Origin of the sequence: Planotetraspora thailandica (assembly GCF_016863335.1) — a bacterium.
Classification (GTDB): Bacteria; Actinomycetota; Actinomycetes; order Streptosporangiales; family Streptosporangiaceae; genus Planotetraspora; species Planotetraspora thailandica.
This window is the reverse complement of record NZ_BOOR01000009.1, coordinates 1-23,979: the sequence shown is the minus strand read 5'-3', so window position 1 is coordinate 23,979 and position 23,979 is coordinate 1. Positions and strand designations below refer to the sequence as shown.

The 23,979-nt window shown below is 69.5% G+C and carries 20 protein-coding genes, 1 tRNA gene and 1 pseudogene; 7 read left to right on the top strand and 15 right to left on the bottom strand.

Annotated elements, in window-relative coordinates; translation table 11 throughout:
• Window positions 1-581 precede the first annotated feature (581 nt).
• A complete protein-coding gene (locus Pth03_RS08975) occupies window positions 582-1,310 on the bottom strand; it encodes a sensor domain-containing protein (protein WP_203943697.1) in 729 nt (242 codons plus the stop codon).
• 182 nt (window positions 1,311-1,492) lie between these two features.
• On the opposite strand from Pth03_RS08975, the gene Pth03_RS08970 reads away from it, so the two are divergent.
• Window positions 1,493-3,373: an N-6 DNA methylase gene (locus Pth03_RS08970; RefSeq protein WP_203943696.1), complete on the top strand. Its 1,881-nt coding sequence runs from the start codon at window positions 1,493-1,495 to the stop codon at window positions 3,371-3,373.
• A gap of 63 nt (window positions 3,374-3,436) precedes the next feature.
• On the top strand, window positions 3,437-4,750 hold the full coding sequence (locus Pth03_RS42800; RefSeq protein WP_203943695.1) for a serine/threonine-protein kinase: 1,314 nt from the start codon (window positions 3,437-3,439) through the stop codon (window positions 4,748-4,750).
• A gap of 123 nt (window positions 4,751-4,873) precedes the next feature.
• Here Pth03_RS42800 and Pth03_RS42795 read toward each other — a convergent pair.
• From Pth03_RS42795 to Pth03_RS08935, 7 genes and pseudogenes are all read right to left on the bottom strand, one after another.
• A pseudogene (locus Pth03_RS42795) lies at window positions 4,874-5,275 on the bottom strand (NAD(P)H-dependent oxidoreductase); the annotation flags it as partial.
• Window positions 5,272-5,940: a hypothetical protein gene (locus tag Pth03_RS08960; RefSeq protein ID WP_203943694.1), complete on the bottom strand. Its 669-nt coding sequence runs from the start codon at window positions 5,938-5,940 to the stop codon at window positions 5,272-5,274. The gene Pth03_RS08960 and the pseudogene Pth03_RS42795, both read right to left, overlap by 4 nt.
• A 156-nt stretch (window positions 5,941-6,096) precedes the next feature.
• Window positions 6,097-8,247: a LuxR family transcriptional regulator gene (locus Pth03_RS08955; protein ID WP_203943693.1), complete on the bottom strand. Its 2,151-nt coding sequence runs from the start codon at window positions 8,245-8,247 to the stop codon at window positions 6,097-6,099.
• Between the two features lie 64 nt (window positions 8,248-8,311).
• Window positions 8,312-9,379: a ferritin-like domain-containing protein gene (locus tag Pth03_RS08950; protein WP_203943692.1), complete on the bottom strand. Its 1,068-nt coding sequence runs from the start codon at window positions 9,377-9,379 to the stop codon at window positions 8,312-8,314.
• A gap of 341 nt (window positions 9,380-9,720) precedes the next feature.
• Window positions 9,721-10,131 carry a cupin domain-containing protein gene (locus tag Pth03_RS08945; protein WP_203943691.1) on the bottom strand — a complete coding sequence of 137 codons (411 nt, stop codon included), beginning with the start codon at window positions 10,129-10,131 and terminating at the stop codon, window positions 9,721-9,723.
• 19 nt (window positions 10,132-10,150) lie between these two features.
• Window positions 10,151-10,906 carry an SDR family oxidoreductase gene (locus tag Pth03_RS08940; protein ID WP_203943690.1) on the bottom strand — a complete coding sequence of 252 codons (756 nt, stop codon included), beginning with the start codon at window positions 10,904-10,906 and terminating at the stop codon, window positions 10,151-10,153.
• Between the two features lie 331 nt (window positions 10,907-11,237).
• A complete protein-coding gene (locus tag Pth03_RS08935; protein ID WP_203943689.1) occupies window positions 11,238-11,375 on the bottom strand; it encodes a hypothetical protein in 138 nt (45 codons plus the stop codon).
• A gap of 764 nt (window positions 11,376-12,139) precedes the next feature.
• Between Pth03_RS08935 and Pth03_RS08930 the strand changes: the two genes are divergently transcribed.
• Together Pth03_RS08930 and Pth03_RS08925 are read left to right on the top strand one after the other, a co-directional pair.
• Window positions 12,140-13,534 (top strand): M14 family zinc carboxypeptidase, encoded by a 1,395-nt coding sequence (locus tag Pth03_RS08930; RefSeq protein ID WP_203943688.1) that lies wholly within the window; start codon window positions 12,140-12,142, stop codon window positions 13,532-13,534.
• A gap of 176 nt (window positions 13,535-13,710) precedes the next feature.
• Window positions 13,711-14,601, top strand: coding sequence for a MurR/RpiR family transcriptional regulator (locus tag Pth03_RS08925; protein ID WP_203943687.1), 891 nt, complete (start codon window positions 13,711-13,713; stop codon window positions 14,599-14,601).
• On the opposite strand, the gene Pth03_RS08920 is transcribed toward Pth03_RS08925, so the two are convergent.
• Window positions 14,580-14,750, bottom strand: a complete 171-nt coding sequence (locus Pth03_RS08920; protein WP_373318514.1) for a helix-turn-helix domain-containing protein — start codon at window positions 14,748-14,750, stop codon at window positions 14,580-14,582. The genes Pth03_RS08925 and Pth03_RS08920 overlap by 22 nt on opposite strands.
• A 137-nt stretch (window positions 14,751-14,887) precedes the next feature.
• Window positions 14,888-14,959, bottom strand: a tRNA-Arg gene (locus Pth03_RS08915).
• 141 nt (window positions 14,960-15,100) lie between these two features.
• Here Pth03_RS08915 and Pth03_RS08910 point away from each other — a divergent pair.
• The 3 genes from Pth03_RS08910 (at window position 15,101) to Pth03_RS08900 (ending at window position 18,019) form a co-directional block, all read left to right on the top strand.
• The gene (locus tag Pth03_RS08910; RefSeq protein WP_203943699.1) at window positions 15,101-15,472 is read left to right on the top strand and encodes a response regulator transcription factor; all 372 of its coding nucleotides are present in this window, start codon (window positions 15,101-15,103) and stop codon (window positions 15,470-15,472) included.
• Window positions 15,473-15,779: 307 nt separating this feature from the next.
• On the top strand, window positions 15,780-16,457 hold the full coding sequence (locus Pth03_RS08905) for a hypothetical protein (protein WP_203943686.1): 678 nt from the start codon (window positions 15,780-15,782) through the stop codon (window positions 16,455-16,457).
• A 542-nt stretch (window positions 16,458-16,999) separates the two neighbouring features.
• Entirely contained in the window at window positions 17,000-18,019 is a 1,020-nt protein-coding gene (locus Pth03_RS08900; RefSeq protein ID WP_239118876.1) for a LacI family DNA-binding transcriptional regulator, read from the top strand.
• Window positions 18,020-18,043: 24 nt separating this feature from the next.
• On the opposite strand, the gene Pth03_RS08895 is transcribed toward Pth03_RS08900, so the two are convergent.
• The 5 genes from Pth03_RS08895 to Pth03_RS08875 form a co-directional block, all read right to left on the bottom strand.
• The gene (locus tag Pth03_RS08895; RefSeq protein WP_203943685.1) at window positions 18,044-19,252 is read right to left on the bottom strand and encodes a hypothetical protein; all 1,209 of its coding nucleotides are present in this window, start codon (window positions 19,250-19,252) and stop codon (window positions 18,044-18,046) included.
• A 22-nt stretch (window positions 19,253-19,274) separates the two neighbouring features.
• Window positions 19,275-19,661 carry a Rid family detoxifying hydrolase gene (locus Pth03_RS08890; RefSeq protein WP_203943684.1) on the bottom strand — a complete coding sequence of 129 codons (387 nt, stop codon included), beginning with the start codon at window positions 19,659-19,661 and terminating at the stop codon, window positions 19,275-19,277.
• 11 nt (window positions 19,662-19,672) lie between these two features.
• A complete protein-coding gene (locus Pth03_RS08885) occupies window positions 19,673-20,971 on the bottom strand; it encodes a type III PLP-dependent enzyme domain-containing protein (RefSeq protein WP_239118875.1) in 1,299 nt (432 codons plus the stop codon).
• Window positions 20,972-21,156: 185 nt separating this feature from the next.
• Window positions 21,157-22,701: an N-acyl-D-amino-acid deacylase family protein gene (locus tag Pth03_RS08880; protein WP_203943682.1), complete on the bottom strand. Its 1,545-nt coding sequence runs from the start codon at window positions 22,699-22,701 to the stop codon at window positions 21,157-21,159.
• A gap of 263 nt (window positions 22,702-22,964) precedes the next feature.
• A partial coding sequence (locus Pth03_RS08875) for an HNH endonuclease signature motif containing protein (RefSeq protein ID WP_203943681.1) occupies window positions 22,965-23,979 on the bottom strand: 1,015 nt, incomplete at its 5' end.

Sequence of the window (23,979 nt, the reverse complement as noted above, 5' to 3'; positions counted from 1 at the left end):
ACTCGCCGTAACGGTCTTGCCAGCCGCGAGGTTGGGGCCTGCCGCTGAGGCCGGCAGAACCGGTCCGGCCAGAACGAGCAGGCCGGTCGCCAGCGCCGCCCCTATCAGCCGTAACCCTAATTTCTTCCTTTTCATGCGTTTCTCTATCTCTCGTCTGGAACGACAGGGAGTTGCGGGAGATCGAGAACCTCCGCGCTCGAACGCGTACGGCCTAGCCGGTCAGCGTTAACCAGGGGGTGCCGAGCACCCTCCGATCGCTGCGAGCTGGCGGCGAGCGTGCGTGCACTGCCAATGCCGACATCACCGAAGGCCTCTCCAAGGATGGGCCGGGGGCGGATGCACGGACGCAGTGCTTTCCTGCCGCAAGTTGCGAGAAAATGCAGAGAAACTAACAGGGCTTTGATGGGATCTTGCACCGGACTGGCCAACTGTTACATACGTGCTACGGCGACGTCAACGGTTCAGCAAGACTCGGTGTCAGCCCAGGTCAACCGGGGCTTCACGGGATCGGGACGACCTTTTCCCCGCCTGAGGGCGGACCAGATCTCACGACCTGATCCGCCGATCGCGGTTCCGGCGGGTCAGCTCGCCGTGCGGCTCTCGACGCCGTCCACGATGGTCTTGGTCATCTTGACGACGGCCGAGCCCTTGTCCGCGCCGACGGAGTTGTAGAAGGCCGTCACCACGACGTTGCCCGTCCGCGCCGCCACGAGCGTCTCGCCGCCCTGCCAGTCGGGCGAGCTCTGGATCACCTTGACGGCCTCGTCGCCGACGCCGGGCAGCTTGGAGCTGACCATCTTGACCCTGGCGGTCGCACCGTCCGACGTGGAGGTGAACGAGGCGCAATTCGCGAGCGCCTTCTTCACCTGGGCCATCGCCTTCTCGGCGTCCTCGCCGTGGAAGCTGTCGATCTCCTGGGCGATCTGGCCGTTCCCGTCGGGACCCACGTACTGGTTCTGCGCGAACGCCGCCTGGCCGATCCCCGCGACGCGGATCCACGCGGTCTCGAGGAAGGTCCCACAGAGCTTGCTCGCCGGCACGGGCTCGTCGGTGCGGGGCGTGAGATCGCTCCCGGAGTTCTGGGTGCCGCTGGGGTCGATCGTGAAGCCCTTGGGCATGGCCTTGGCCGGCAGCAGCAGATGGTTGAGCTGCGTCCCGTTCAGCACCTTCACCGCAGGGGCCGTGGAGCTCGGGGCGCCCGCGGCCGGCTTCTCACCGCCGGCGGTGCCCCCGCAGCCGCCGGCGGTGAGAACGACCAGGCCGACAGCGACGGTGCGCATGCGGAGGCGGCTGTGCACAGGGATGTTCATTTTCGGGGTGTCTCCATACGGATGCCGTCGCCGTTGAAGAAATCAACTAGGCGGATCGCTCGTTCTGAACATTCGCTAGCAAAGCATATGTGCATCGAATTAACAACTACACGAGGTGTGTCAAGGGAGCACCCATTGGGGTTAGGCTGTCGCAAGATCCGCGATGCGAGGAGGAGCCGGGCGTGCGGGATGAAGCGACGGTGAGCGCGACGGACATCGCCCGGCTGGCGGGGGTCCGCCGCGCCGCGGTGAGCAACTGGCGCCGGCGCCACGCGGACTTCCCCCAGCCCGTCGGCGGAACACCCATCAGCCCGATGTTCGCCCTCCCCGAGGTCGAGGCCTGGCTGCGCCGGCAGGGCAAGCTCAGGGAGCTTCCCCTGGAGGAGTGGGCCTGGCAGCAGCTGCGCACGGAGGCGGGCGACGACCTGCGGCTCGCGGGCGTGCTCGGGAGCGCCACGCGCTCCCTGATCGACGCGAGCGCCGCCGCGACCCGCCCGGGTGCGGCGGAGGCGGTGGCCGAGCTGGCCGCCGACCGTGGCCCGTCCGAGGCCTTCGAGTTCCTGCTGAACCGCTATAAGGAGATTCAGGGCCGCCGGGACTCGACCACCCCTCCCGACGTCGCCCGCCTGATGGCGGCGCTGGCCGGGGACGCCGAGACCGTCCTCGACCCCGCCTGCGGCACCGGTGAACTGCTGATCGCCGCATCCCAGGAGGGTTCCTCCCCGCGAACCCTGCTCGGCCAGGACGTCGATCCCGACGCGGCCCTCCTGGCCTCCGTACGGCTGGCTCTGCGGAACGGCGAGCGCCGCGACGAGGCGATCGTGCGGCCGGGCGACTCCCTGCGCGCCGACGCCTTCCCGACGACCCTGGCCGACGCCGTCCTGTGCGACCCGCCCTTCCACGAGCGGTCGTGGGGGCACGACGAGCTGACCGCCGACCCCCGCTGGGAGTACGGGCTGCCCCCGAGGCTGGAGCCGGAGCTGGCATGGGTGCAGCACACGCTGACCCACCTGGCGCCCGGCGGGCACGCGGTGATCCTCATGCCGGCGGTCGCGGCCGGTCGAAGGCCCGGCCGCAGGATCCGCGCCCAGCTGCTGCGCACCGGGGCGCTGCGCGCCGTCGTCGCGTTGTCGGCGAACCAGCACATCTGGCTCCTGCGACGGCCCGAAGGCGGCACTCCGGCCACCATCCTCATGATCGACAGCTCCGACCAGGAGACGGTGGTCTCCACCTGGGAGTCCTACGGGGACGATGCCGGGCACGACGAACCGGCGGTCAGCAGGGCCGTACCGATCATCGACCTGCTCGACGAGGAGGTGGACCTCACCCCCGCCCGCCATCTGACCGCCCCGGGTTCCGGGCGCACGGCGGAGCGGTTCGGCGAGACTCACGACCGGCTGGCCGGGCTCCTCGGCCGGCTCGGCGGCCTGGTGCCGGACGTCGCCCCCGCGCAGGACAAGAGGGAGTCCCGGTACGTCCCGGTCTCCGAGCTCGCCAGAATCGGCCATCTCACCGTCCACCAGGCCCCGCTGCGGGGAGACGCCGACGACGACGGCGACGGGGTGCCGCTGCTCACCGCGGAGGACGTCATCGAGGGCCGCCCGGCCTCGGGGAGGGTCGCGTCCGCCGACACCCGGTGGATCGCCACCCAGTCCGGGGACATCGTGGTCGCGGTGGTCGGCCCGCGGTTCGCCGCCCGGGTGATCGAGACCGAGGGCGTCCTGCTCGGCCCCCAGTTGTCGCTGCTGCGCGTGGATCCGGCCGAGCTCGACCCGCATTTCCTCGCCGGAGTGCTGTCCAGCTCCGCCAACGCCCGATCCTCGACCGTGCAGACGACCGGGGGCACGGGCCGGGTGGACGTGCGCCGCGCCCGCGTCCCGCGGCTGCCGCTGGAGGAACAGCGCCGCCACGGCGCCGTGTTCCGGCGGATGGCGGAGTTCGAGTCCGCGCTGCGCTCGACCGCGACGCTGGGCGCGGAGATGGCCAGGCTGCTGGCCGACGGTGTCGCCGAAGGCACCCTCATGCCGAGCATGGATCACGACATCGGTGACCAATCACGATAACGTCTTGGGGGCCCCGCAAGGCGGGCCTGGACGCCGCACGGCGCCGCAGCGCTGAGGAGATCGATGGTGGCGGAGCATCTGGTTCTGGCCGGACGCTACGAGCTGTTGACTCCGCTCGGCCGTGGCGGCATGGGCCAGGTCTGGGAGGCCGAGGACCAGCGGCTCGGGCGCCGGGTCGCCGTGAAACTCCTCACCGACGAGGTGCTGGCCGGCAGAGCGGAGCCGAACGACCTGGTCCGCCGGTTCGCCCGCGAGGCATCCGTCATGGCAGGCCTCCAGCACCCCGGGGTGCCCGCCGTCCATGACGCCGGAACCTACGACGGCGGTCTGTTCCTCGTGCTCGAACTCATCGAGGGATGCACCCTCGGCGACCTGGTCGCCGAGGAGGGAGCGTTGCCCGTCGCCTGGGCGGCCGGCATCGCGGCCCAGATGGCGGCGGTGCTGGCGTCGGCCCACGGACGCCGGTTCGTCCACAGGGACGTGAAGCCGCAGAACGTCATGCTCACCCGCGACGGCACCGTCAAGGTCCTCGACTTCGGGGTCGCCGCCGTGCTCGACGAGGCGGGGGTGACCCGCATCACGAGCACGGGCGAGACCATCGGCACTCTCGCATACATGGCGCCGGAACAGCTGCACAGCAAGGACGCGACCCCGAGCACCGACCTGTACGCGCTCGGCTGCGTGCTGTACGAACTTCTCGCGGGCAGACCCGCCTTCGAGGCGACCTCGCCGGGGGCACTCATCCACAAACACCTGCTGGACACCCCCGCACCTCTGGGCCGTGAGGACGTGCCTCCCGAGCTCGAGGCGCTGGTCATGCAGTTGCTGGAGAAGGAGCCCGAGCGGCGACCCTCCGGGGCGCGGGAGACCTACGACCGGCTCCTCCCCCACGTCACGCAGCCGAAGCCGCTCGGCGACGTCGACCCCGACGCGGCCGGCCGCAGCGGCATGCTCCTCTACTCCCGCGTCCTCGTACGGCTCAGCCGCCTGGAGCCGGCTGAGCCGTACGTCGTGTCCGAGCGGAGCACGACGGGCGGCCGTCCACGCGGCGCCAGGTGGACGTTCGTCCACAGCCTGTGGCTGGCGCCCACCCTGCTGTTCGGGCTGGGCACCTGGATGTCGTTCGCGTACATCGCCGCCAGGCACAGACGCCTGTCCTGGCTGCTCATGACCGTCGCCTATCTCGTGGCGGCGGTCACGGGCTTCACTCTCCTCGGCACCTCACCGGAAGTGGGCTTGTCCGAAGGCGAAACCGCCCAGGGCATGATCGGCCTGTTCGTGGTTCTTCTCGTGTGGCCCGCCGGTTTCCTGCACGCCCTGTGGATCAACGTCACCACCCGGCTGCCGTTGCGCGCCCAGATGGAGGCGGCCAGATGACGCGGGTCCCGTCCACAGCGCGCAGATGACGGCGCGCAGCCGGTCACGGGTCTCGCCCGCGAGCAGCCGCCCGGCGGCGTCGAACTGCGGGCTGCCGGGCGCGATCGTGAGCTCCACGCCGCGCACGACGGCGCCCACCTGCGACAGGACCGGGTGCAACCCGACCTGCGCCCACATCGACTCGATGGTGCTGGCCCCCGCGCTCACCAGCGCCACGGGCAGCCCTCTCAGCATGCCGCCCCCCGGCACGTCCGCCATCCAGTCGAGGGCGTCGCCGAGCTGGCGGGGAAGCAGGCTGTGGCCCGGGGTCGTGAGGATCAGCCCGTCGGCCTGGGCGAGCGTCCCCACCAGCCCGTCCAGCGCCGGCGGAACGGGCGACGGCCGCCGCGTCCGGGGCGGGACCCGGTCCAGGCCCTGCCACACCTCGAAGCGCGTTCCCGCGGGAAGCTCGTGTCCGGCCGCCACCAGCAGCCGGTGGACGTAGGAGGCCGCGCGCAGGCTGGCGGCGAACCCGGCGATCCTCACCTCTGGTTCCAGGGCGCCGTGCCGTACGGCCTGCAGTCGACGATCCGGGCGATCCCCTGGCGGTCGTAGACCACCTCGAGGTCGACGGGGTGACCGAGCAGCCCGGCCGCCTCGCGTGCCAGCGCGCGGAGCCGCCGGCGCCGCCGCCAGGTCAGGCGTTCGCCCAGATCGTCACCTTCGGCGGCCCTCGTCCAGATGCTGATGCCTCGCCCGGAGCCGAAGGGGTCGCCGCCCATGACGAGCACCGAACGGTGTACGGCCGGCACACGCTGGATGACGATGCTCCACGGCCTCCAGTGCGTGTGGGGGTTCTCCAGCTGGTCGTGCGCGAGCAGGTCGCACAGCCCGTCGAGCAGGCCGCTCCAGGTGCTGCCGTTGTGAAAGTGGGGCCCTGCCCCGAAGCCGTGGCCTGACGCGCTGTTCACCGAGAGCGCCATGCGCACCGGGCCCCTGGCGTGCGTCCACGCCTGCCGTACGGCGCGCAGCGTGCCCGTGCCCTCGAAGCCGACGGTCACCACGAACCCGTTCGCCACCGGCAGTCCGAGGCTCAGGGCTCGCGACAGCAGCGCGGCGCCGTCCCCGACGATGCCGGCATCGAGCGAGTCGGGGGTCCCGAGCGGGATGACCGTGCCGTCCAGCGGGAAGTGCCGCGTGAGATGCCTCATTGTTCCTTCGTCCCCTTCACGATTTCGACCCTAGAAGCGGCCCTGTGCCCCGGAGATCCGTCACTCGACTGCAATGACGCGACGACTTTCGCCACCGCTCGCAGTCATCGACGAAGTCGGGTGACGGTGGTGACCGGAGCCTGCTTTTCCGTACGTTCAGAGCGAGGCGAGCCGAGCCGACAACTGGGCGCGCGAGGTGACATTGAGCTTGGGGAAGATGCGGTAGAGGTGCGAGCCCACGGTGCGAGGCGACAGGTAGAGCTGCCGGCCTATCTCGCGGTTGGTCATGCCTTCGGCGGCGAGCCGGGCGATCTGGAGCTCCTGTGCCGAGAGCATGTCGGTGCCCGCGGGGCCCGGGGAGGGTGCGCGTTCCCCGGCGGCGCGCAACTCGGCGCGGGCCTGCTCGGCCCAGGCGGAGGCGCCGATCAGGTCGAGGGTGGCCTGGGCAGCCCGCAGCGGCGCCCGCGACTCGGCGACGCGGCGCCGGCGGCGCAGCCACGTGCCGTAGGCCAGCTCGATCCTGGCCCTGACCCAGGGCCAGCGGGTCAGGTCCTCCCCCAGCGCGGCGAGGAAGCGGCTCTCGGCCTCGTCGTCGTCGGCCAGCAGGGCTCGGGCGTGGAGCAACTGCACGTGCAGCAGTGGCGACGGCGTCACGGCGGCGATCTCCTCCAGGCCCGCGAGAACTGCCCGGGCCTCGTCGTGATGGCCGGAGTGGGTGGCCGCCTCGACCAGGAAGATCACTCCGGCGAACAGCTCCCGCCTGTGGTGGCGGGACCCCCGCGGATCGAACAGCGGCAGCAACTCCTGGTAGGCCTCGGCGTAGTGGCAGCCGCTGATCCACGCGTACCCGCGGGCCAGCCGCGCCCAGCCGAGGACACGGTCGAGGCGTCCTCGTCCGGCAAGGCGCTCGGCCTGGGCGGCCAGATCGAGTGCCGGCGCCGCGTCACCGCGCAGGGCCGTCACCATCGCCTCCGCGGCCAGCGCCACCGCGGTCCAGATCGGCTGGCCCGTCCGTTCGGCCAGGCGGCGTCCTTCTTGCGCGGCGTCCGCGGCCTGATCCCAGTCTCCGGTCGACAGCCGCACCAGGGCCTGCGTGCCGCGAACGTGGGCCAGCGGCCAGACCCGCTCCTGCTCGCGCAGCCTCGCCTCCGAGCGGTCCAGGAGGTCGGAGGCGCGCACGTCGTCGCCGGCGGCATGGGCCGCCAGTCCGAGCACGTGCATGTCGCCGGAGTCCGTGACGCTCTCCACGGCCACACGCGAGAGCTGATCGATGACGATCGCACCGGACGTGACCGGCGCGGCGACGGCCAGCGTGGCCACGAGCCGCGCGTCGGCAGGCCGGCCGCCGGTCCCGGTCAGAAGGTCCGCGTCCAGACGGCCCGCCGTACGGACGACCGCCGTACGGGCGGCGGAACCCGCGTCGGCCCACCAGCACCGCAGAGCGGCTCCCAGCAGGAGGTCGAGCGCGAGGTCGTGGTCGTCAGCGTGGGCCGCCCGCTCGGCGGCGTCGCACAACTCGGCCACCCGAGTCGCGTCACCGGGAACACCGTCGTTGGCGACCTCGCGCAGCCACTCCATCCGGGTGCGGTCCAGCGGGGACAACACGTAGCGCCCCGCCGCCCTGAGGAGCTGGTCGGTCACACCGGCCCTGCCCAGGCATAACGCGTGCTGGGCCGCGATGAGCAGCCGCCGGCCGCGGACCGCCGGATCGCTGGTCAGCTGCGCGGAGCGTTCCAGGACCCGCACGGCTGCCATGATCCAGCCGTGCCGGAGGTGAAGCCGGTGGCTGCTCTCCAGCTCGTCGGCGACATCGTCGTCGGGGCCGACGATCGACTGCGCGAGGTGCCAGACGCGGCGGTGGGGTTCGCCGGAGAGCACGGCGGCCAGCGCGGCGTTGGCCGCCTGACGGCGTGGCACCGTCTCGCGGCGCAAGATGCCCACGCGAACCAGCGGGGATCGGAAGTGCACGTGCATCTCGTCGAAGTGAAGCAGCCCGGCCGCCCTCGCCCGGTCGAGGACGTCGACGCCCACGTCTCGTCCGGCCAGCAGAGCGGCGGCGGCGAGGATTTCGGGGAGCTCGTTGACGGAGGCCACCGCCGCGACGAGCAGAACGTCTCGCACCGGACCGGGCAGACCGCCCACTCGGGTCGCCGGCGCCCGTTCGAACCGGGAGCCGGCCGGCCTGACCGGCGGAAGCGGATCGAGCGCCGGATCGAGCGCCGCACTGAGGTGGGACGGTGCCGGCGTGTCCTCCCACGGCGGTTCCATGAACCGCGAGTCGATGAACTCTTCCTTGGTGCTCCCCACGGAGGGCGTCCTTTCTTGCTCCGGACGGGGCGATCGACCTTCGGCTCCAGTCGTCGACGCGTGCTCAGCGCGACTCAGGTGGCACGTATTCGAAGGTGGGCCCGGCCGTGGTGCCGTCCTCGTCGGGCATCTGCATCAGGGCCTGGGCTCGGGCCTTGAGCGCGAACATGGTGCGGGTGGCGTCCGCCATCTGCGTCGGGCTGCCGTTGAAGGCCTGCTCCAGCAAGTGCAGGAGGGCGCAGTAGATGCGATTGAACTCTTCTTGTGCCGTACGGATCTCGCTGCCCGGCGCGTGGTCGGCCACACGTGGGTTGTGCCGCATCGGTCGCATGGCGGCCCAGTCAACGGAGATCTCCTCGCCGGTGGGCCCGGACTGCGGGGTGTCACCGCGCCGGTAGCGCCGCCCGGCCTTGAGCTCCTGGAACCGGTAGTAGTGCGCCACCTCGTCCCGATCGGGATGGAAGACGTCCTGGTCGCCGTCCCAGACCTCGCCGCGGGAGGTGCCTTCGCCCTGCTCGACGATCTCCTCCAGCGCCGCCAGCGCGGAGGCCAGATCCGTAACCGCGATCAGCTGCCCGGCGGTGTGCCGGAAGTGCCCGGCGTTCACCTGGCGAGTCGGATCACCGCTGAAGACCGCCTGCTCGCCGAGCCGGTCACACAGGTGGCGCAGTCCTTGTTCGATGGCGGCGTAGAACTGCCCGATCGTCTCGTAGCCGTCGCCCTCCGCCGGACCGGCGGGCGGCGCGGGCTGTTCGATCCGAAGGAACATCTCCAGCGCTTCGGCACCGAACGGAAGCAGTGACAGTTCCAGGGACCGGTCGCCGTGGGGCATCGGCCGGGGATGCGGCGGCAACATCTCCGCCGTGTCCAGCCGCGGGCTGCCGCCGACGGCGTTGAGCAGGTTCGCCGCCAGCGCCAGGTGCAACATCTCCTCGATGAAGACGCTGCCCACCACCTCGACGGCGTCCGGGTTCCGCTCCGGGTCGAGCGAGTAGAGCGCGCACAGGTACGGCGGCAAGGTCGCGTGTTCCAGCTCGATCGCCCACTGCAGGTGCTCGCGGAGATTGTCGAGCGTGTCGATCCGTGCCGATGAGGCGGCAGCGACGGCCCCCTGCGGCTGTGAGTCTTTCATTCGTGTCATACCTCGGTTGTCGGAAGGGGGCGCCAGGGGCATTTCGGGCGTTTCACGCAATGTGATCGCCGGGCCGGGAGCCGTCCTCCAGCACCTCGCGCCGCACGATGATCTGGCGGGAGGCTCACGGCCTGCCGGCGCGCAGGCGGGAGTCAGGCGAAGGGTCACCACCACCGCGGCGAGCTGCTCGACACGTCGCGACCATGACAGCGACGCGTCGTCGGACTGGTCGATCTGATCGAGCAGCTCGAACCCGGGCGCCTGCGGGCAGCACGAAACTCTTGCCGGCTGGGTTGGAAAGTGGGCGCCTACTGCCGTCAATGCCGCGACAGTGGCCGCGGTCAGGACGGGCGAGGGGCGCGGCGGTCCTTGCGCTGCGCGAGTTCTTCGTCGTCCACCAGGGTGAGCATCGGCTGGCCGGGCTCGCACAGCATGGTGACGGTGAAGCGGAGCGGGATGTCGTCGCGGTTGTTGCCGTCCTGATAGTGGATGACGTCGCCGCCCGGCTCCCAGAACGCCTCGCCGGCGCGTACGACCCGTTCCGGCTCGCCCTCCAACTCGAACAGCATCTCGCCTTCCAGCACGTAGCCGAAAGCGGGACCGGAGTGCCGGTGCGGCGGCGCTCCGGGATCGCCGGGCGGGTACTCGATGACCACGGTCATCCCGTGGGCGCCCTCCGGGATGAAAGGCGGCTCTGCCTCCTGCACCACGGTGAGCGCCGTCTGCCACGCGGTGGATCTCGACTTCGGCATGGAACTACCTCTCGTAGATCTACTTTCCGGTGGGGGTCCGGTCGAGCCAGTCGCGGTATCGGATCTGACCGAGGGTGGCGCCGTCACCGGGCACCAGCGTGCGCTCGCCCGGCACGCTGCCGAAGTACTGCGCCTGCGGGTCGGCGACCACCTGGCGCGGGTCGCCCCAGGCGGCCAGAGCCTCGCGGAAGAACTCGTCCATCCGGAACCGCTCGGGCCCGCCCACCTCCACCCTGCCGTTCAGGGGAGACCCCACCGCGACCCGGCCGACCGCCTGCGCGACGTCATCGCCCGCCATGGGCTGGAAGAGCACGGGAGCGATCCGCACCTTGTCGCCGTCGGTGGCCTCGTCCGCGATGCTCCGGATGAACTCGAAGAACTGGGTGGCGTGCACGAGCGAGAACGGGATCGACGACTTCTCGATCAGCTTCTCCTGAGCGATCTTCGCCGCGAAGTAACCGTTGTCCGGCATTCGCTCCGTACCCACGACCGACAACGCGACGTGGTGACGGACGCCCGCCGCCGCCTCCGCCGCGAGCAGGTTGCCGGTGGAGGTCTCGAAGAACTCCAGCACCGCGGCCCGCTCGAACGACGGGGAGTTCGACACATCGATCACCACCGACGCGCCCGCCAGCACCTCGGCCAGGCCTTCCCCCGTAAGAGTGTTGACGCCGGTGCTCGGCGCCGCCGCGAGCGCCTCGTGACCGTGCTCCCCCAGCTTTGTCACGAGCTTCGACCCGATGAGGCCGGTCCCGCCAACTACGACGATCTTCATGATGTGCCTTCCTGTCCCCCGGGGCACTCGAACGCCCCCGGTCACCAGCTAAGACAGGACAGCTAGCCGGCCTGTGACAGCCCTGGAAAAATCTCTGGGGCGCACGCCGCCCACGTCGGCTCTTGGCCGGTCAGTCCGTCACGTGTCCAGTATCGACCTCGGGACGGCAGTATGGCCGGGCCAGGGTATCTCTGCGGGACGCGCCCGCGCAGGTGGCGCCGGGAACGAAAGAAGCGGGCCCCATGAGATTGGAGACCCGCCTGGTGCCAGCCCCTCAGCACGCGTTTCCGCTGACCAGGATCTTGTGCCCCCCGCAAGATTTGTGAACCGCTCAGAGCAGTCCCATGCGCTTGACCGTTTCCACCGCGTGGTTCGTCTGCCGTTGCAATTTGGACTGCGGTCCACCGAGGTCGTTCAGCTTATTCAGCACAGGAAGGGCAAGGCGGATCTTCCCCAAATACTTCTTCACAGACTCCTCAAGAGGCTGTGCGCTCTTGAAACCGTAGCCCTTCAGTTACTCCCGAAGCTCGTTCCTCCGCGCCGGCCTCTCCCGACCAAACATAAGCTCAGCGCGACTGAGACGTGGCTCTGCTTCAACAGCCGTACGAAAGGAGCGACTCGCTGCGCGTTCCATCCACCCCGCGCGTGCCCGTTACCTGCTGACTCCTGGCTTTGATACGCGCCATGAAGTCCCCTGATCGGCGAATCTCGCGAACGGGGGGATCCTATGGCTGCACGGCACCGGGGGTGGATCTGGTCGGCGGAGTTCGCCACGTAGTCCCGCGTCGCGCCCCGGACGTAGATCGCGGCGTGGTTGCCGGAGAAGCACTGCTTGATCGAGCCGGGGAACGGCGTGGGCGTCTTCCCCGAGCCGGAGTTCCCGCCGGCCCTGCGCCTGCGTCGGCTCCAACCCGCCTGAGCAGCGGCCCAGCGAAGCTGGTGTTTACGTGGCGGAGTTGTTTCCGGAAAAGCACCTGCCCCATTCCGTGTACGTGCGGAGAGAGGCCTGCGGCGATGGGGTTGACAGGTTCACATTCACCCAATCAGACTAACTGAAACTTTGCAGTCAGCGGCTGTTCGGGGGGCGTCGCATACTACCGAAAGGCGGCCCGGAGAAAAGGACGCGTTTCTGTTTCCTGTTCTTCCGTGGCTGAGAAAGGTTTCAGTATGCCTTCAAGAGGCACGTCCCCCCTCATTTCCTCTCTCGCCAAGAAACGCGCTCTCACGCTGGCGTTGAGCGTCGTTTTTCTGGGAGGTCTCGGCATTCCGGCCGCCGGCGCCAGCGTCTCCGGTACGGCGGACACCCAGGCGGTCGTCCAGCAGCAGGTGGGGAGCCTGCCCAGCGGGCGGACCACCTACCGGACGATCACGGATTACAACAACGAGATGCTGGCGCTGAGCACCCAGCACCCCGGCCTCGTCAAGCACATCACGCTGCCGCACAAGACCCGCCAGGGGCGGGAGGTGTACGGCATCGAGGTCACCCACCACGTCGACGCCGCCGACGGCAAGCCGGTCCTGTTCATGATGGGCGTCCACCACGGCAACGAGTGGCCCTCCGGTGAGCACACGCTGGAGTTCGCGTACGACCTGATCAACAACGACGGCAAGGACCCGCAGGTCACGCGCCTGCTCGACCAGGCGCGGGTCATCTTCGTCCCGGTCGTCAACGTCGACGGGTTCGTCATCAACCGGCGTACGAGCTGCGGCCTGTCCCCGACGTGCGCCGGCAGCGCCGGTGTGGACATCAACCGCAACTACCCCTTCGGCTGGGGCAGCAACGCCGGTTCCAACGCGACGAATCGCGGGCCGGGGCCCGGCTCCGAGCCCGAAGTGCAGAACATCATGGACCTGACCAAGAACAACCAGGTCACGGTCCTGATCACGAACCACACCTCCGGTCACACCGTGCTTCGCCCGCCGCTGGAGATCCGCGCGGGCGACACCCCCGACGAGGCCGTGTACGCCGCCCTGACCGACGCGATCACGGCTGCGAACGGCTACACGGGCATGAAGTCGGGCTTCGACTACGAGACGACCGGTGAGACCCCGGACTGGTCGTACTACGCGACCCGCGGTCTCGGGTTCACCTACGAAATCATGAAGACCCAGTCCACCAACAACACCTACCCCGAGGTGATCGAGGACTACACGGGCACCGGTCGCTACGAGGGCAAGTCGAACCGCGAGGCGTTCATGGTGGCACTGGAGTACGCGGCCGATCCGGCCGGGCACTCCGTGATCACAGGCAAGGCACCGAAGGGCGCGGTCCTGAAGATCGCCAAGGACTTCGACCTATGGACCGCGCCGATCCAGCAGGCGAACAACGTCCTGGACCCGCCCCAGAAGGTCCCCACCCACCTGGAGTCGACGCTGATCGCCCCGACGAACGGCAAGTTCGCCTGGCACGTCAATCCGTCCGTACGGCCTGCCCCGGCGTACACCGCGGCCGGCGTCGTCGCCACCGGGCCGGGCAACTTCATCAAGGAGAGCTGGACGCTCACCTGCGCCCGTCCGACCGGTGAGGTCCTCGAGACCGTGCACGTCACCGTCGACCGGGGCGAGCAGGTCGACGTGAGACTGCAGGAGTGCAAGAAACGGTTCAACGGCAACGGCCCGAAGAACTAGGCGAACCCCCTCATCCCACAGGTAGCGAGCCGGGCGGTCCCCACGGGGGCCGCCCGGCGGCGTTATATCCGTCACGCGCTTGGCGATTCATGAAGTAGGGCGGCCCAACACGGCGGCGCCGGGGCGGTGGGTCATCACCGGCTCCGTCAGTCCACGGAGAAGGGAAGTGTTCCAGGATGAGGCACGTCCCAGAAAGCGGCCGGCCGCTCGCGGTGCTGAACGCGTCCCAGATCGTCGCAAACCTGCGCGCGCTCTTCGACGGCCACCGGCTCTCGCCTTCACAACGCCGGATCGCGCGCTACCTGCTGGAGAACGCGCAGGAGGCCGTCTTCTTCACCAGCGCAGACCTCGCCGAGCGCGTCGGCGTCAGCCAGCCGTCGGTCACCCGCTTCGCCGCCGCGCTCGGGTTCGGCGGGTTCCCGGAGTTCCGGGAGGCGCTGCGTACGTCGGTGTTCGGCGATCTGCGGCCGGTGGCGCCCGACGACCGCTTCAACGAGATCCAGGAACTGGTCAACTCCGAGATCCGCGACCTGGAGCGGCTGCGGGACGGCTTGGGCGACCCCAGCCAGCTTCGACGCGTGGCCGGCCGGTTGGCCGCCTCGCGTCCGCTTGTGGTCGTGGGTCTGCGGATCTCCGCGCCGCTGGCGCACCTGTTCGGCTACCTCGCCGAGAAGGTGCTCCCGGACGTACGCGTACTGGACGTCCCGGGCTCGATCCTGGAGGACCGGCTGAGCAGAGCGGCCGAATCAGGAGCCGAATGGGTGCTCGCCATCGGCTTGCCGCGCTACCCGCGCGAGCTGGCGCAGGGGCTCCTCTGGGCGCGGCGCGCCGGGCTGAGGGTCGCCCTCGTCACGGACCAGCCGGTGAGCCGGCTCACCGACCTCGCGGACGAGGTCCTGCTCGCCCCGGTCAGCTCGGACTTCGCGTTCGACTCCCACGCCGGCCCCACGGTCCTGTGCACCGCGCTGCTGCACACCATGCTGGACACCCTCGCCCCCGACGGTCAGGCTCAGCTGGAGTCCTTCGACGACAGGGCGATGGAGCGTCAGGTCTTCTTCTCCAGCTGACCGGTGCGGGCGTCGAGCAGGCCGGGGAACGCCTCGTCAAATCTCGGCGCGGCGGGTTCATCCGAGGTCCCGACGTAGTACTGCCGGATCAGGCCCGCCTCCCGCAGCACGCTGAAGTGCTGTGTGGCGGTGGACTTGCTGACGCCCAGGTCGGCAAGGGCCGGTCCACAAATGGTCCACTGCCAGCGAGCCTCAACGAAAACGGGCGGGACTCCGTGACTGGAGTTCCGCCCGTTTCTACATTTTTCGCCCTGATCAGCAGCTAGATCCGCTGATGAAGATCGTGTGCCCCCTGCAAGATTCGAACTTGCGCTCCCGGCTCCGGAGGCCGGTGCTCTATCCCCTGAGCTAAGGGGGCTCAACGAGTGACAAGGCTACCAGCACTCGCGGGGCTTTCTCACCACGATAGGCGGCCCTGCGGGGCCCGCGCGCACGCAGATCCCCAAAACCGCACGTGAACACCCGCTCAGGAGTTAGCTTTGCGCCCGTGAGTGAGCTTATGGGTCGAGTGCTGGTCGTGGACGACGACGAGGTCATCAGGCAGCTGATCGCGGTCAATCTGACCTTGGAGGGCTTCGAGGTCGAGACTGCCCATGACGGCCAGGACTGCCTTGACCGCGTTCACGACGTCGATCCGGACGTCATCACCCTCGACGTCATGATGCCGCGCCTGGACGGCTGGGAGACGGCCACCCGGTTGCGTACCGATCACAGCACCAGTCACATCAAGGTCGTGCTCATCACCGCCCGGGCCCAGGAGGACGACAGGAGACGTGGCCTGGGCATCGGCGTCGACGCCTATCTCACCAAGCCATTCGACCCGGCCGAGTTGATCCAGATCGTGCGTGACCTCGCCAAGGGAAACGCTTGATTCCCCCAATTAGGTCGATTAACAGCAGATGATGACTTTACCGACAAGTCGGTGAAATAGTCTGCCATCGGGGTAATCCCGCAAGTAAGAGGCCCGGAACCGCGGGCCGCAATTCTCGGAATTTCGTAATTCCTTCAGCGAACCCGTTTTCAGAACACGTCAGTCTGAAGCAGCGCAGTCCGGAGCATCCCGGAAGTCCCGCCAGTGGCGGGCTCTCACCTGTTCGCGACGCCGTCGCAACCTGCCATCGCGGTTTTCACGTTCTCGAAGTCCGGTGGCCGCACCAGCGACGGGGAGGAGCATTTCGATGCCTGATCCCGGATTCAGACCGCCGCAGTTCCCGCGCGGCGCGCCTCGCAAGGAAACGCGGCTCCGGCTCATTCTGGGAGCCGGAACGGCGCTCGTCGTGGCCACGGGCCTGGGCGCGGCCGCCTGCGGCAGCACGGAGTCCGTCCAGACGCAGGCCCAGGCGCAGCCGAGCCCGACCGGCATGGAGACCGGTAGCCCGGCTCCGGGCGCCACGGCGTCGCCGTCCCAGGAGATGCAGGGTCCCTTCGGCGCCATCCACGGCCAGCTGGTCGTTCCGAAGCCGGGCGGCGGCTACGAGACGGTCACCACGCAGACGGGCGTCGTGACCTCGATCTCGCAGAGCCAGGTCGCCGTCAGGAGCGAGGACGGCTTCGCCCGCACATACGCGATCGACGACAACACCCGCGTCTGTGCCGGCCGTTCGGGGCTGAGCGGGGTCACGACCGGACACAAGGTCTGGGTCATCAGCAAGGGCCAGGGCGAAGGCTCCAGGGCGATCGTGCTCACGGACCTGACGTCGCCCCCGTGGCCACCGTGGGCCGCTGCGCCCGGGGCCGGGGCCTCGCCGACCGTGTCGCCCTCGCCCACCGGCTTCGAAACCGGATCGCCGTCGCCGCCGGCATTCCCGACGGGGTTCCCGTCACCCGGGCAGCCGACGGTGGAACCGACCGGCTGATCATCGGGTGACGGCATGAAGCGGCCTGCGCGAGGAGGATGAGTACCCGCGCAGGCCGCGTCTCCATGATGGCCGGTGGTCACGCTCCGCGCGCAGGACGTAGCCAGGTCGTGATCTCCACAGCTGTACGCATGTCCACCGAACCCGGAGAGGTGGGCGTGGGCGATGTTCCTCCGCGCTGGTGCGGCCGACCTGGCGCGCGCCATAACACCGACGGAAGGCGCGGGTAACAGTCGGGAAACGCTCTCAGCGCGGCTGACGCTAAATGTCTGCAAACTCTGTGTCAACACGGAGAAAAATCTTTCTTCACGCCCGGAGAGCGCTCTCTATCCCGCCGCCGGTCACGAGTGCCCGCAAGGGCGCTGGGACGGCCCGGCCGGGCTCGGATGAGAAGCGTCGTGACCATCTCGTATGGTCGCTCTCGTATGGTCAACTGCAGGACAATCTCAACCAGGGCCGGTCGGCCCAGGTAGAGGCGCAGTCGAGACGCATTGGCGCGTTCCCGGGAACGGCGCTCTGTGGGGTATGCGGGAGGGGATCAGATGCAACGGTCGACAGGGGGGCGGATAAAACGACCCACTCTGGAGGCGGTCGCCGCACGTGCGGGGGTGTCCCGCGCCACGGTCTCCCGGGTCGTCAACGGCCAGGTGACCGTGACGCCGCAGATCAGGGACGCGGTGATGCGTGCCGTCGACGAGCTCGGATACGTGCCCAACTCGGCCGCCCGCAGCCTGGTCACCCAGCGGACCGACTCGATCGCCCTGGTCGTCTCCGAGCCGTCGACCCGGGTCTTCTCCGACGACCCGATGTTCTCCACCGTCATCCGCGCGGCCAGCCTCGAACTGGAGGCCTCGGACAAGCAGGTCGTGCTGATGCTGGCCGGCTCGCCCGAGAGCCATTCCCGGATCGAGCGCTACATCGCCAGCGGCCACGTCGACGGGGTCATGCTCATCTCCATGCACGGCGCCGACCCGCTGCCCGCCGCCATCGCCCGCATGGGCCTTCCCACCGTCTCGTACGGCAGGCCGGCCGTCCCCGTGCCCATGCCGTACGTCGACAACGACAACATCGGCGGGGCTGAGAAGGCGGTCAAGCACCTGCTCGAGCAGGGCCGCAGGCGCATCGCCACCATCGCCGGCCCGCAGGACATGATCGGCGGGCAGGATCGGCTGACCGGCTACCGCAACGCCCTGCGCGACTCCGACCGCCGCTCGATCGTGGCGATCGGCGACTTCACCCGCGAGTCGGGCGCGATCGCCATGCGTCAGCTTCTCGAAGACGACCCCAATCTCGACGGCGTGTTCATCGGCAACGACCTCATGGCCATCGGCGCCCTCCAGTCGCTGCGGCTGGCGGGCCGGCGCGTGCCCGACGACGTCGCGGTGGTCGGGTTCGACGACATCGAGGCGGCCCGCTACACCGAGCCTCCGCTGACCACGGTCCGGCACCCGATCATCGAGCAGGCCAGCTCCATGGTGCGGCTGCTGCTCGGCCTGTTCCAGGGCGGCCCGGCCGCGCCGGTGATCCTGCCGACGGAGCTGGTCATCCGCGAGTCGGCCTGAGCCTCCGCCCGGCTCGGGCCGGGCTCAGGCGAGGGCTCCGGGGATCCGGTCGAGCACCTCGAAGGGCGCCAGGCCGTACGCGTAGAAGTCGACCGCCTGGGCTCCGGCGGCCCGAGCCGCGCGGACCTTGGCGGCCAGCCGGTCCGCCGAGTCGGTGTCGGGCAGACCCGGCCGCAACACCGCACGCAACTCGCAGTCCTTGCCGACCGACCTCTGGTAGGCGCCGATGTCGTCGGCCACCCGGGCCGCGTCCCTCGCGTACGCCGGCACCGCGAGCGACGGCACCAGGTCGCCGAGGGCGACGACGTCCACGCCGATCTGCCACGCGTCGTGCGCCGCCAGTCCCGAGGGCGGCAACCCGTCGGCGTAGCCCTTGATCGACGCGGTGGAGTCCACGAAGGACAGCCGCGATCCCTCCGCCGTGACCGCGGCCGACACCTCGGCCACGAGCGAGGTCACGCTCTCCGAGCGCGCCCGGGCGTAGGCGACGACCTCGGGGCCCGCGTACGCCGTGAGCGCGGCGCGGGTCACCTCGCCCTGGGCCGGCGGATCGCCGTCCAGGACCCCGGCGACGATCCGGCCGCACTCTTCCTTGGCGACCTCGGCGTTCACCCCCAGATCGACCGCCCGCTGCATGCAGTGGCGGCAGAAGCACAAACCGAACAGGAACGTGTCCATGGGGCCGAGCGCCACGAAGTTGCGCTCGTGGTGATAGCCGTGCGCGAAGGTGCCGAAATGGAGCGACTCGGCCACCACGCTGTCCACCCCCTGGCGGGCGACCGCCCGCGCCAAGGCGACGGAGTACGACCTCGCGTCCGGGTGGGACGGGCACAGGTCGGCGGGCGATCCCCGGTCGCCGAAGCAGTTCTGCACCGTGACGTCGAGGTTCGCGAGACCCAGCGTCGCGTTGTGGAGGAAGACCGTCCAGCCGTGCATCCGCAGGCCGCGCTCGGAGCAGGCGCGGCGCAACTCGGTGAGCGGCTCCTCAGCGGCCCCGTCCTGCACCGGCGGCACCAGGCGCAGGCCCGCGAAGACGTCTTCCGGCGGCGGGAAATGCACGCCGTCCCGGCGCACCGTCACGCGGGACGAGCCGTGCGGGGTCACGTCCCTGGCCTGGTGGTAGGCCGCGGCGATGGTCACGCCCTGCACGCCGCACGCCGAGACGCGGTCCAGGACCTTGTCCACGCCTTCACTGCGAAGATCCTCCACGAAGGCGTAAAGAGCGGTGTCCATCCTTTTCGACCCTTCTCGCCGCCTACCGGCCCTTGTAGGCGACGAAGTCGATCTCGACGAGGATGTTCATCAGGTCGGAGCCGACGGTCGTGCGCACGGGGTACGGCTGCGTGAAATACGACTTGTAGACCTCGTTGTAGGCGGCGAAGTCCTCCTTCAGGTTCTGCAGGTGGACGGTCGCCTTCACCACGTCGTCGAAGCCCAGGCCGTGGGCCGCCAGGACCGCCCCCAGGTTCTGCATGGTCCGGTGCGTCTGGGCCGCCACGTCGTCGCCGACGACCTGCCCGGTCTCCGGGTCCAGCGGACCCATGCCCGACGTGAAGACGAAATCGCCGACGGCCAGCCCCTGCGAATACGCCCCGACCGGCGCAGCCCCCTCGGCCGTACGGATCTCCTGCTTGCCACCCATGTTCACAACTCCTAGAAATACGTATTGATCAAATCAATCACGGCATAGTCGTCGTCCACCACTGGGATGGCCCGCCACTTGTCGAACGCCGTGCACGGGTGGGAGATCCCGAACGACAGGAGATCACCCGGGCGGAGCCCCTCCCCCGTCAGGTAGGCGTGCTGATCCGTGATCTTCACGACCGTCAGGTCCTGCGGCTTTACGCCGCTCGGTCGCGCGGCGGGGCGGACCGCCCGGACAACAGGCAGGTCCAGGTCATAGGGCACGTCGCGTTTGCCCATGCCCACGAGCGTGAGGCCCGGTTCCGGCACCGACAGCACCTGCGCCCACACCTCCAGCGCGGGCAGCAACTCGCCGCGCATCTCCGCCCCCGCAACGCGAGAACCGCTCCGGGTGTACGGCGTGCGTTCCCGGTAGAAGCCCTCGTCGTGGGCGATGTAGGCCCCGCTCCGCAGGATGACGAGCACTTCGCCGGCGAGGGAGGCCAGTTCGTCGGCCACCAGATCGAACCACGCGCTGCCACCCGCGGAGACGATCAGTTCGCCCTCGACGAGCGGCGCGACCGTCTCCGCCGCCTTCACGAGCTCACGCAAGAACGCCCGGACTTCCTCCGCCCCCGGTTGGGTGCCCTCATAACAGGCCACACCGGCGAGCCTGACCCCCTTCGCCTCGCTCGCGGCCTGAGCCACCTTCATCAGCTCCGGCAGGCCGCGGCAGCCCGACCTGCCCCCCGTGTGCCCCAGCTCGACGAGCACACCGAACGGGACGGCGCCCGCGTGCTCATCGAGTATCCGGACGCCCTCCAACGAATCGACGAAGCAGAGGAAGTCGAAGGGCTGCCGCGCGTCCTGCTCCCCCGCATCGCCCACGTCTCGCCCGAGTTCGTGCGCGAGCCAGCGGAGCGCGCCGCCGTCGAGGATCTCATTGGCGAGCAGCACACGCGGAACGCCCACCTGCCGGCAGATTCGCACCTGCGCGGCGGTCGCCACGCTGATCCCCCATGCTCCCGCGTCGAGTTGAGCCTGGAAGAGCGCAGGCGCCATGGTCGTCTTGCCGTGCGGCGCGAGCGCCAACCCGTGTTCCCGGGAGAATCGGGCGAGCGTGGCGATGTTGTGGTCCAGCGCGGAGCGCTTCGCGACCATGATCGGCCAGGTGAACGAGCCGTCGAACAGTGACCGATCTCCGGCGGCCACCCCGCCGCCGGTCAGGGAGCCGTCGTCACCCGGACCGCGGACTTCGATGGGCAGGAAACCCTTGGTACGCCAGTCGACCTGAAGGTCCGGTAGGTCGAGGCGGCCTGCGACATCCACGTCGCCCCCTATTCGTCTCGTGAGCCCGGCCGGCTTCTCGCCGGGCCGGCCTTGCCGTCCCATTCGCTGTCACCACCGCCGTGCGGGGCGCCCCGTTCCGCCTCTTAGCGGCTCATTCGTCTCTTCCGCGGTGGATCGTACTCGACCAACCACCCCAGCCCGATGCCCGCGCGGCACCGCGACGATCACGCCGGCCTCAGGGCCCGCCCCGGCGCCTTCCCGGTGAGCCGCCCCTCCCGCAACACGGGTACGCCGGAAACGAGCACGTCGTCGATGCCGACGGCGAGCGAGCGGGGGTTGTCGTAGGTCGCGGTGTCGGCCACACGAAGCGGATCCACCACGATCAGGTCCGCGGCCTGGCCTCGCCGTACCAGACCTCGATCGCGCAACCCGAAGCGGCGGGCTGGATGCGACGCCAGGTGGACCGCCGCCTGCTCCCACGTGAGGTCGCCGAGCTCGCGAACATGCCGCCCGAGATAACGGGCGAAAGCCCCGAAGCCTCGCGGGTGTGGATGGCCGCCCACATAAATACCGTCCGAACCGCCTGTGTGACCGGGGTCCTTGAGGATCTCGCGTACGGAGCGCTCCCCCTCCGGCCCCTCGTCGGGTCGGGCCGCCACGCAACCGGCTTCCAGCCGGGTCTCGATCAGCAGCAACCGGCAGAATTCAGCGGGATCCATCCCCCGCTCGGCCGCCGCGGCCGGAAGGGTCATTCCTTCCGCCCACTCGAATCCGGGGGCGTGAGACAGGGTGATCCTCGGCCACAGATCACCGTGCTCTGCCCAGTCGGCTGCCAGCCGTACGCGCTCGGAGTCGAGCAGGGCGAGAGCATGATCGGTGTCCGCGGCCGGCACCCACGACGGCAGTGCGATCATCGCGAGAATCGTGCTGCTGCGCAGGTAGGGATAGGTGTCGAAGCTGAGGTCCACGCCGTGCAGCCGCGCGTCCGCTGCGAGGGGCAGCAGCACCGAGGCTGGGCCGTGATAGTGCGAGACGTGCAGGGCGGCCTGCGAACGTGTGGCGATCTCGACGGCCTCTGCCATCCCTGTCGGAGCCGAAGCGCCATACCCACGCATATGTGTCACGTAGGGCAAAACTCCGAGAGCCTCACTCAGTTCGGCCAGCTCGTCGACGCCCGCATAACGGCCGGGGGCGTATTCGAGGCCGGACGACAAACCGGCCGCGCCTTCGGCAAGACCGTTCTCGACGGCCTTCCTCATCGCCCGCAGCTCATCGGCGTCGGGGGCGCGCTCGGCCGGGCCCATGACGTCAAAGCGGATCGTCCCGTGAGGCAACAGGTAGGCCGTGTTCAACGCGGTCGCACGGTCATAGCCCGCCAGCAGTTCCGCCACCCCGACCGGCCCGTCGAGCCCGGGATGCGTGCCGTTGACGGCCGCGAAATAACGCCTCACATAGTCGAACGCGGCCGCCGACCTCGTCGGGGCGAACGACAGACCATCCTGGCCGAGGACGAAGGTCGTCACACCCTGACGGAGCGCGGCCAGCTGGATCTCCTTGTCGAAGACCACGGCCTCTCCGTGGGCATGGCAATCGATCAAGCCCGGCAACACGAGCCTGCCCGTGGCATCGACGACGGTCGCCCCCTCGGCCGCGTCCAGACGGCCGACCGCGGCGACACGTCCGCCGTCGACGCTGACATCCGCTCTGAACGGCGGCGCCCCGGTTCCGTCGACCACCCATCCGCCGGCGATCAGGACGTCGAAGGTCATGAACCCGATTCAATCACCGGTAGTGATCTCCCACCATCACACGTCGCTCTCGGGGTCGCCTGCATCCAGCGCTCTTAGAGATCGCCATGAGAAGCTCCTTTCACGTCGCGTTTGCGGGTCGCGTTCGCGGGTCACCTTCGCAGGTGGCGTTCGCGGGTCACCTTCGCAGGTGGCGTTCGCAGGTCGCCTTGCGGGTGCCCTGCCTATGCGGCTTCTGCCCCGGGCCGGGGTGTCAGAGGCCCTTCCAAGGAAGGACGCCCCGCTCAGGGCGGGTCTCCGCTCCGGGGCGGCCCTGAGGTGGTTGCTCCGGTGGTGGGTGTTCGGCGGGGTCGTGTTCGGTAGCGGGGGCCGGTGTAGGTGTAGGCCCACCGGTCCTTGCCTTCCCGCCGGCGCACATAGCGTTCGGGATGCCGGTAGCGGTCGCGGTTGTGGTGCTGGCAGGCCGGTCCGAGGAGCTTGAGGTTGGTGAGCCCGCCTTCTACCCAGTTGTCGGCGTGGTCGATCTGGCACAAGGTCGCGGGCAGCGGGCAGCCGTCGATCCAGCATGTGGAGTATCGGGCGAACACGGCTTTGCGCTGCGCCCCGGTCGCCAGCCGTACGGCACGCCCCATGTCGAGCACTTGCCCGTCGGCGTCCATGACCAGACGCATCAACGTGGAGGTCCTCGCCAGCCGCGCTATGTCGGTTGGGGACAGGAGTTGGCCGGTGGCCAGCAACAACCCGGGCACCTTCCACCGCAACAACCGATCCCGCCCGTCCCCCGCGTTACCCGCCCTGCTGGTGCCTCCGGCGTGCGCGGTGACCTGCTCAGTGGTGGCTTGCGCAGTGGCAGCGTCAGCCTGACCCGCCGCACTCGCCCGGCTGGCATCTCTGGCCTGGCCGGCCTCCCTCGTCTTGTCGGCGTGCCCGTCGACGTCGTCGGAGGGGTTGGTGGCGTCATCGGTGTGGTCGCCATCGTCGTCGATGTCGCCAGCGTCGTGGGAGGCGGTGTCGTCGATGGTGTCGTCGGCGGTGTCGGCGTCGGCGGTGTCGTCTTCGGTGGTGGGGTGGTCGGTGGGGAGGGATTCGGCGTTGACCAGGACCAGCATCTCGGTGGTGATCTTGTTAGCGAGCAGGTCGGCCAACGTGTCCGCATTACGCTGCCGCAACGACCGGTCATCGTTCTCAGTCCGAGGCTTGGCATAAGCGTCCAGCAAGGCCTTCAACCGGGCCGCCGACTCCTTGGGCAGACGAAACTCGCCCTCTATCCCACCGGCGTCGGTGGGGCGGACTTCCAAA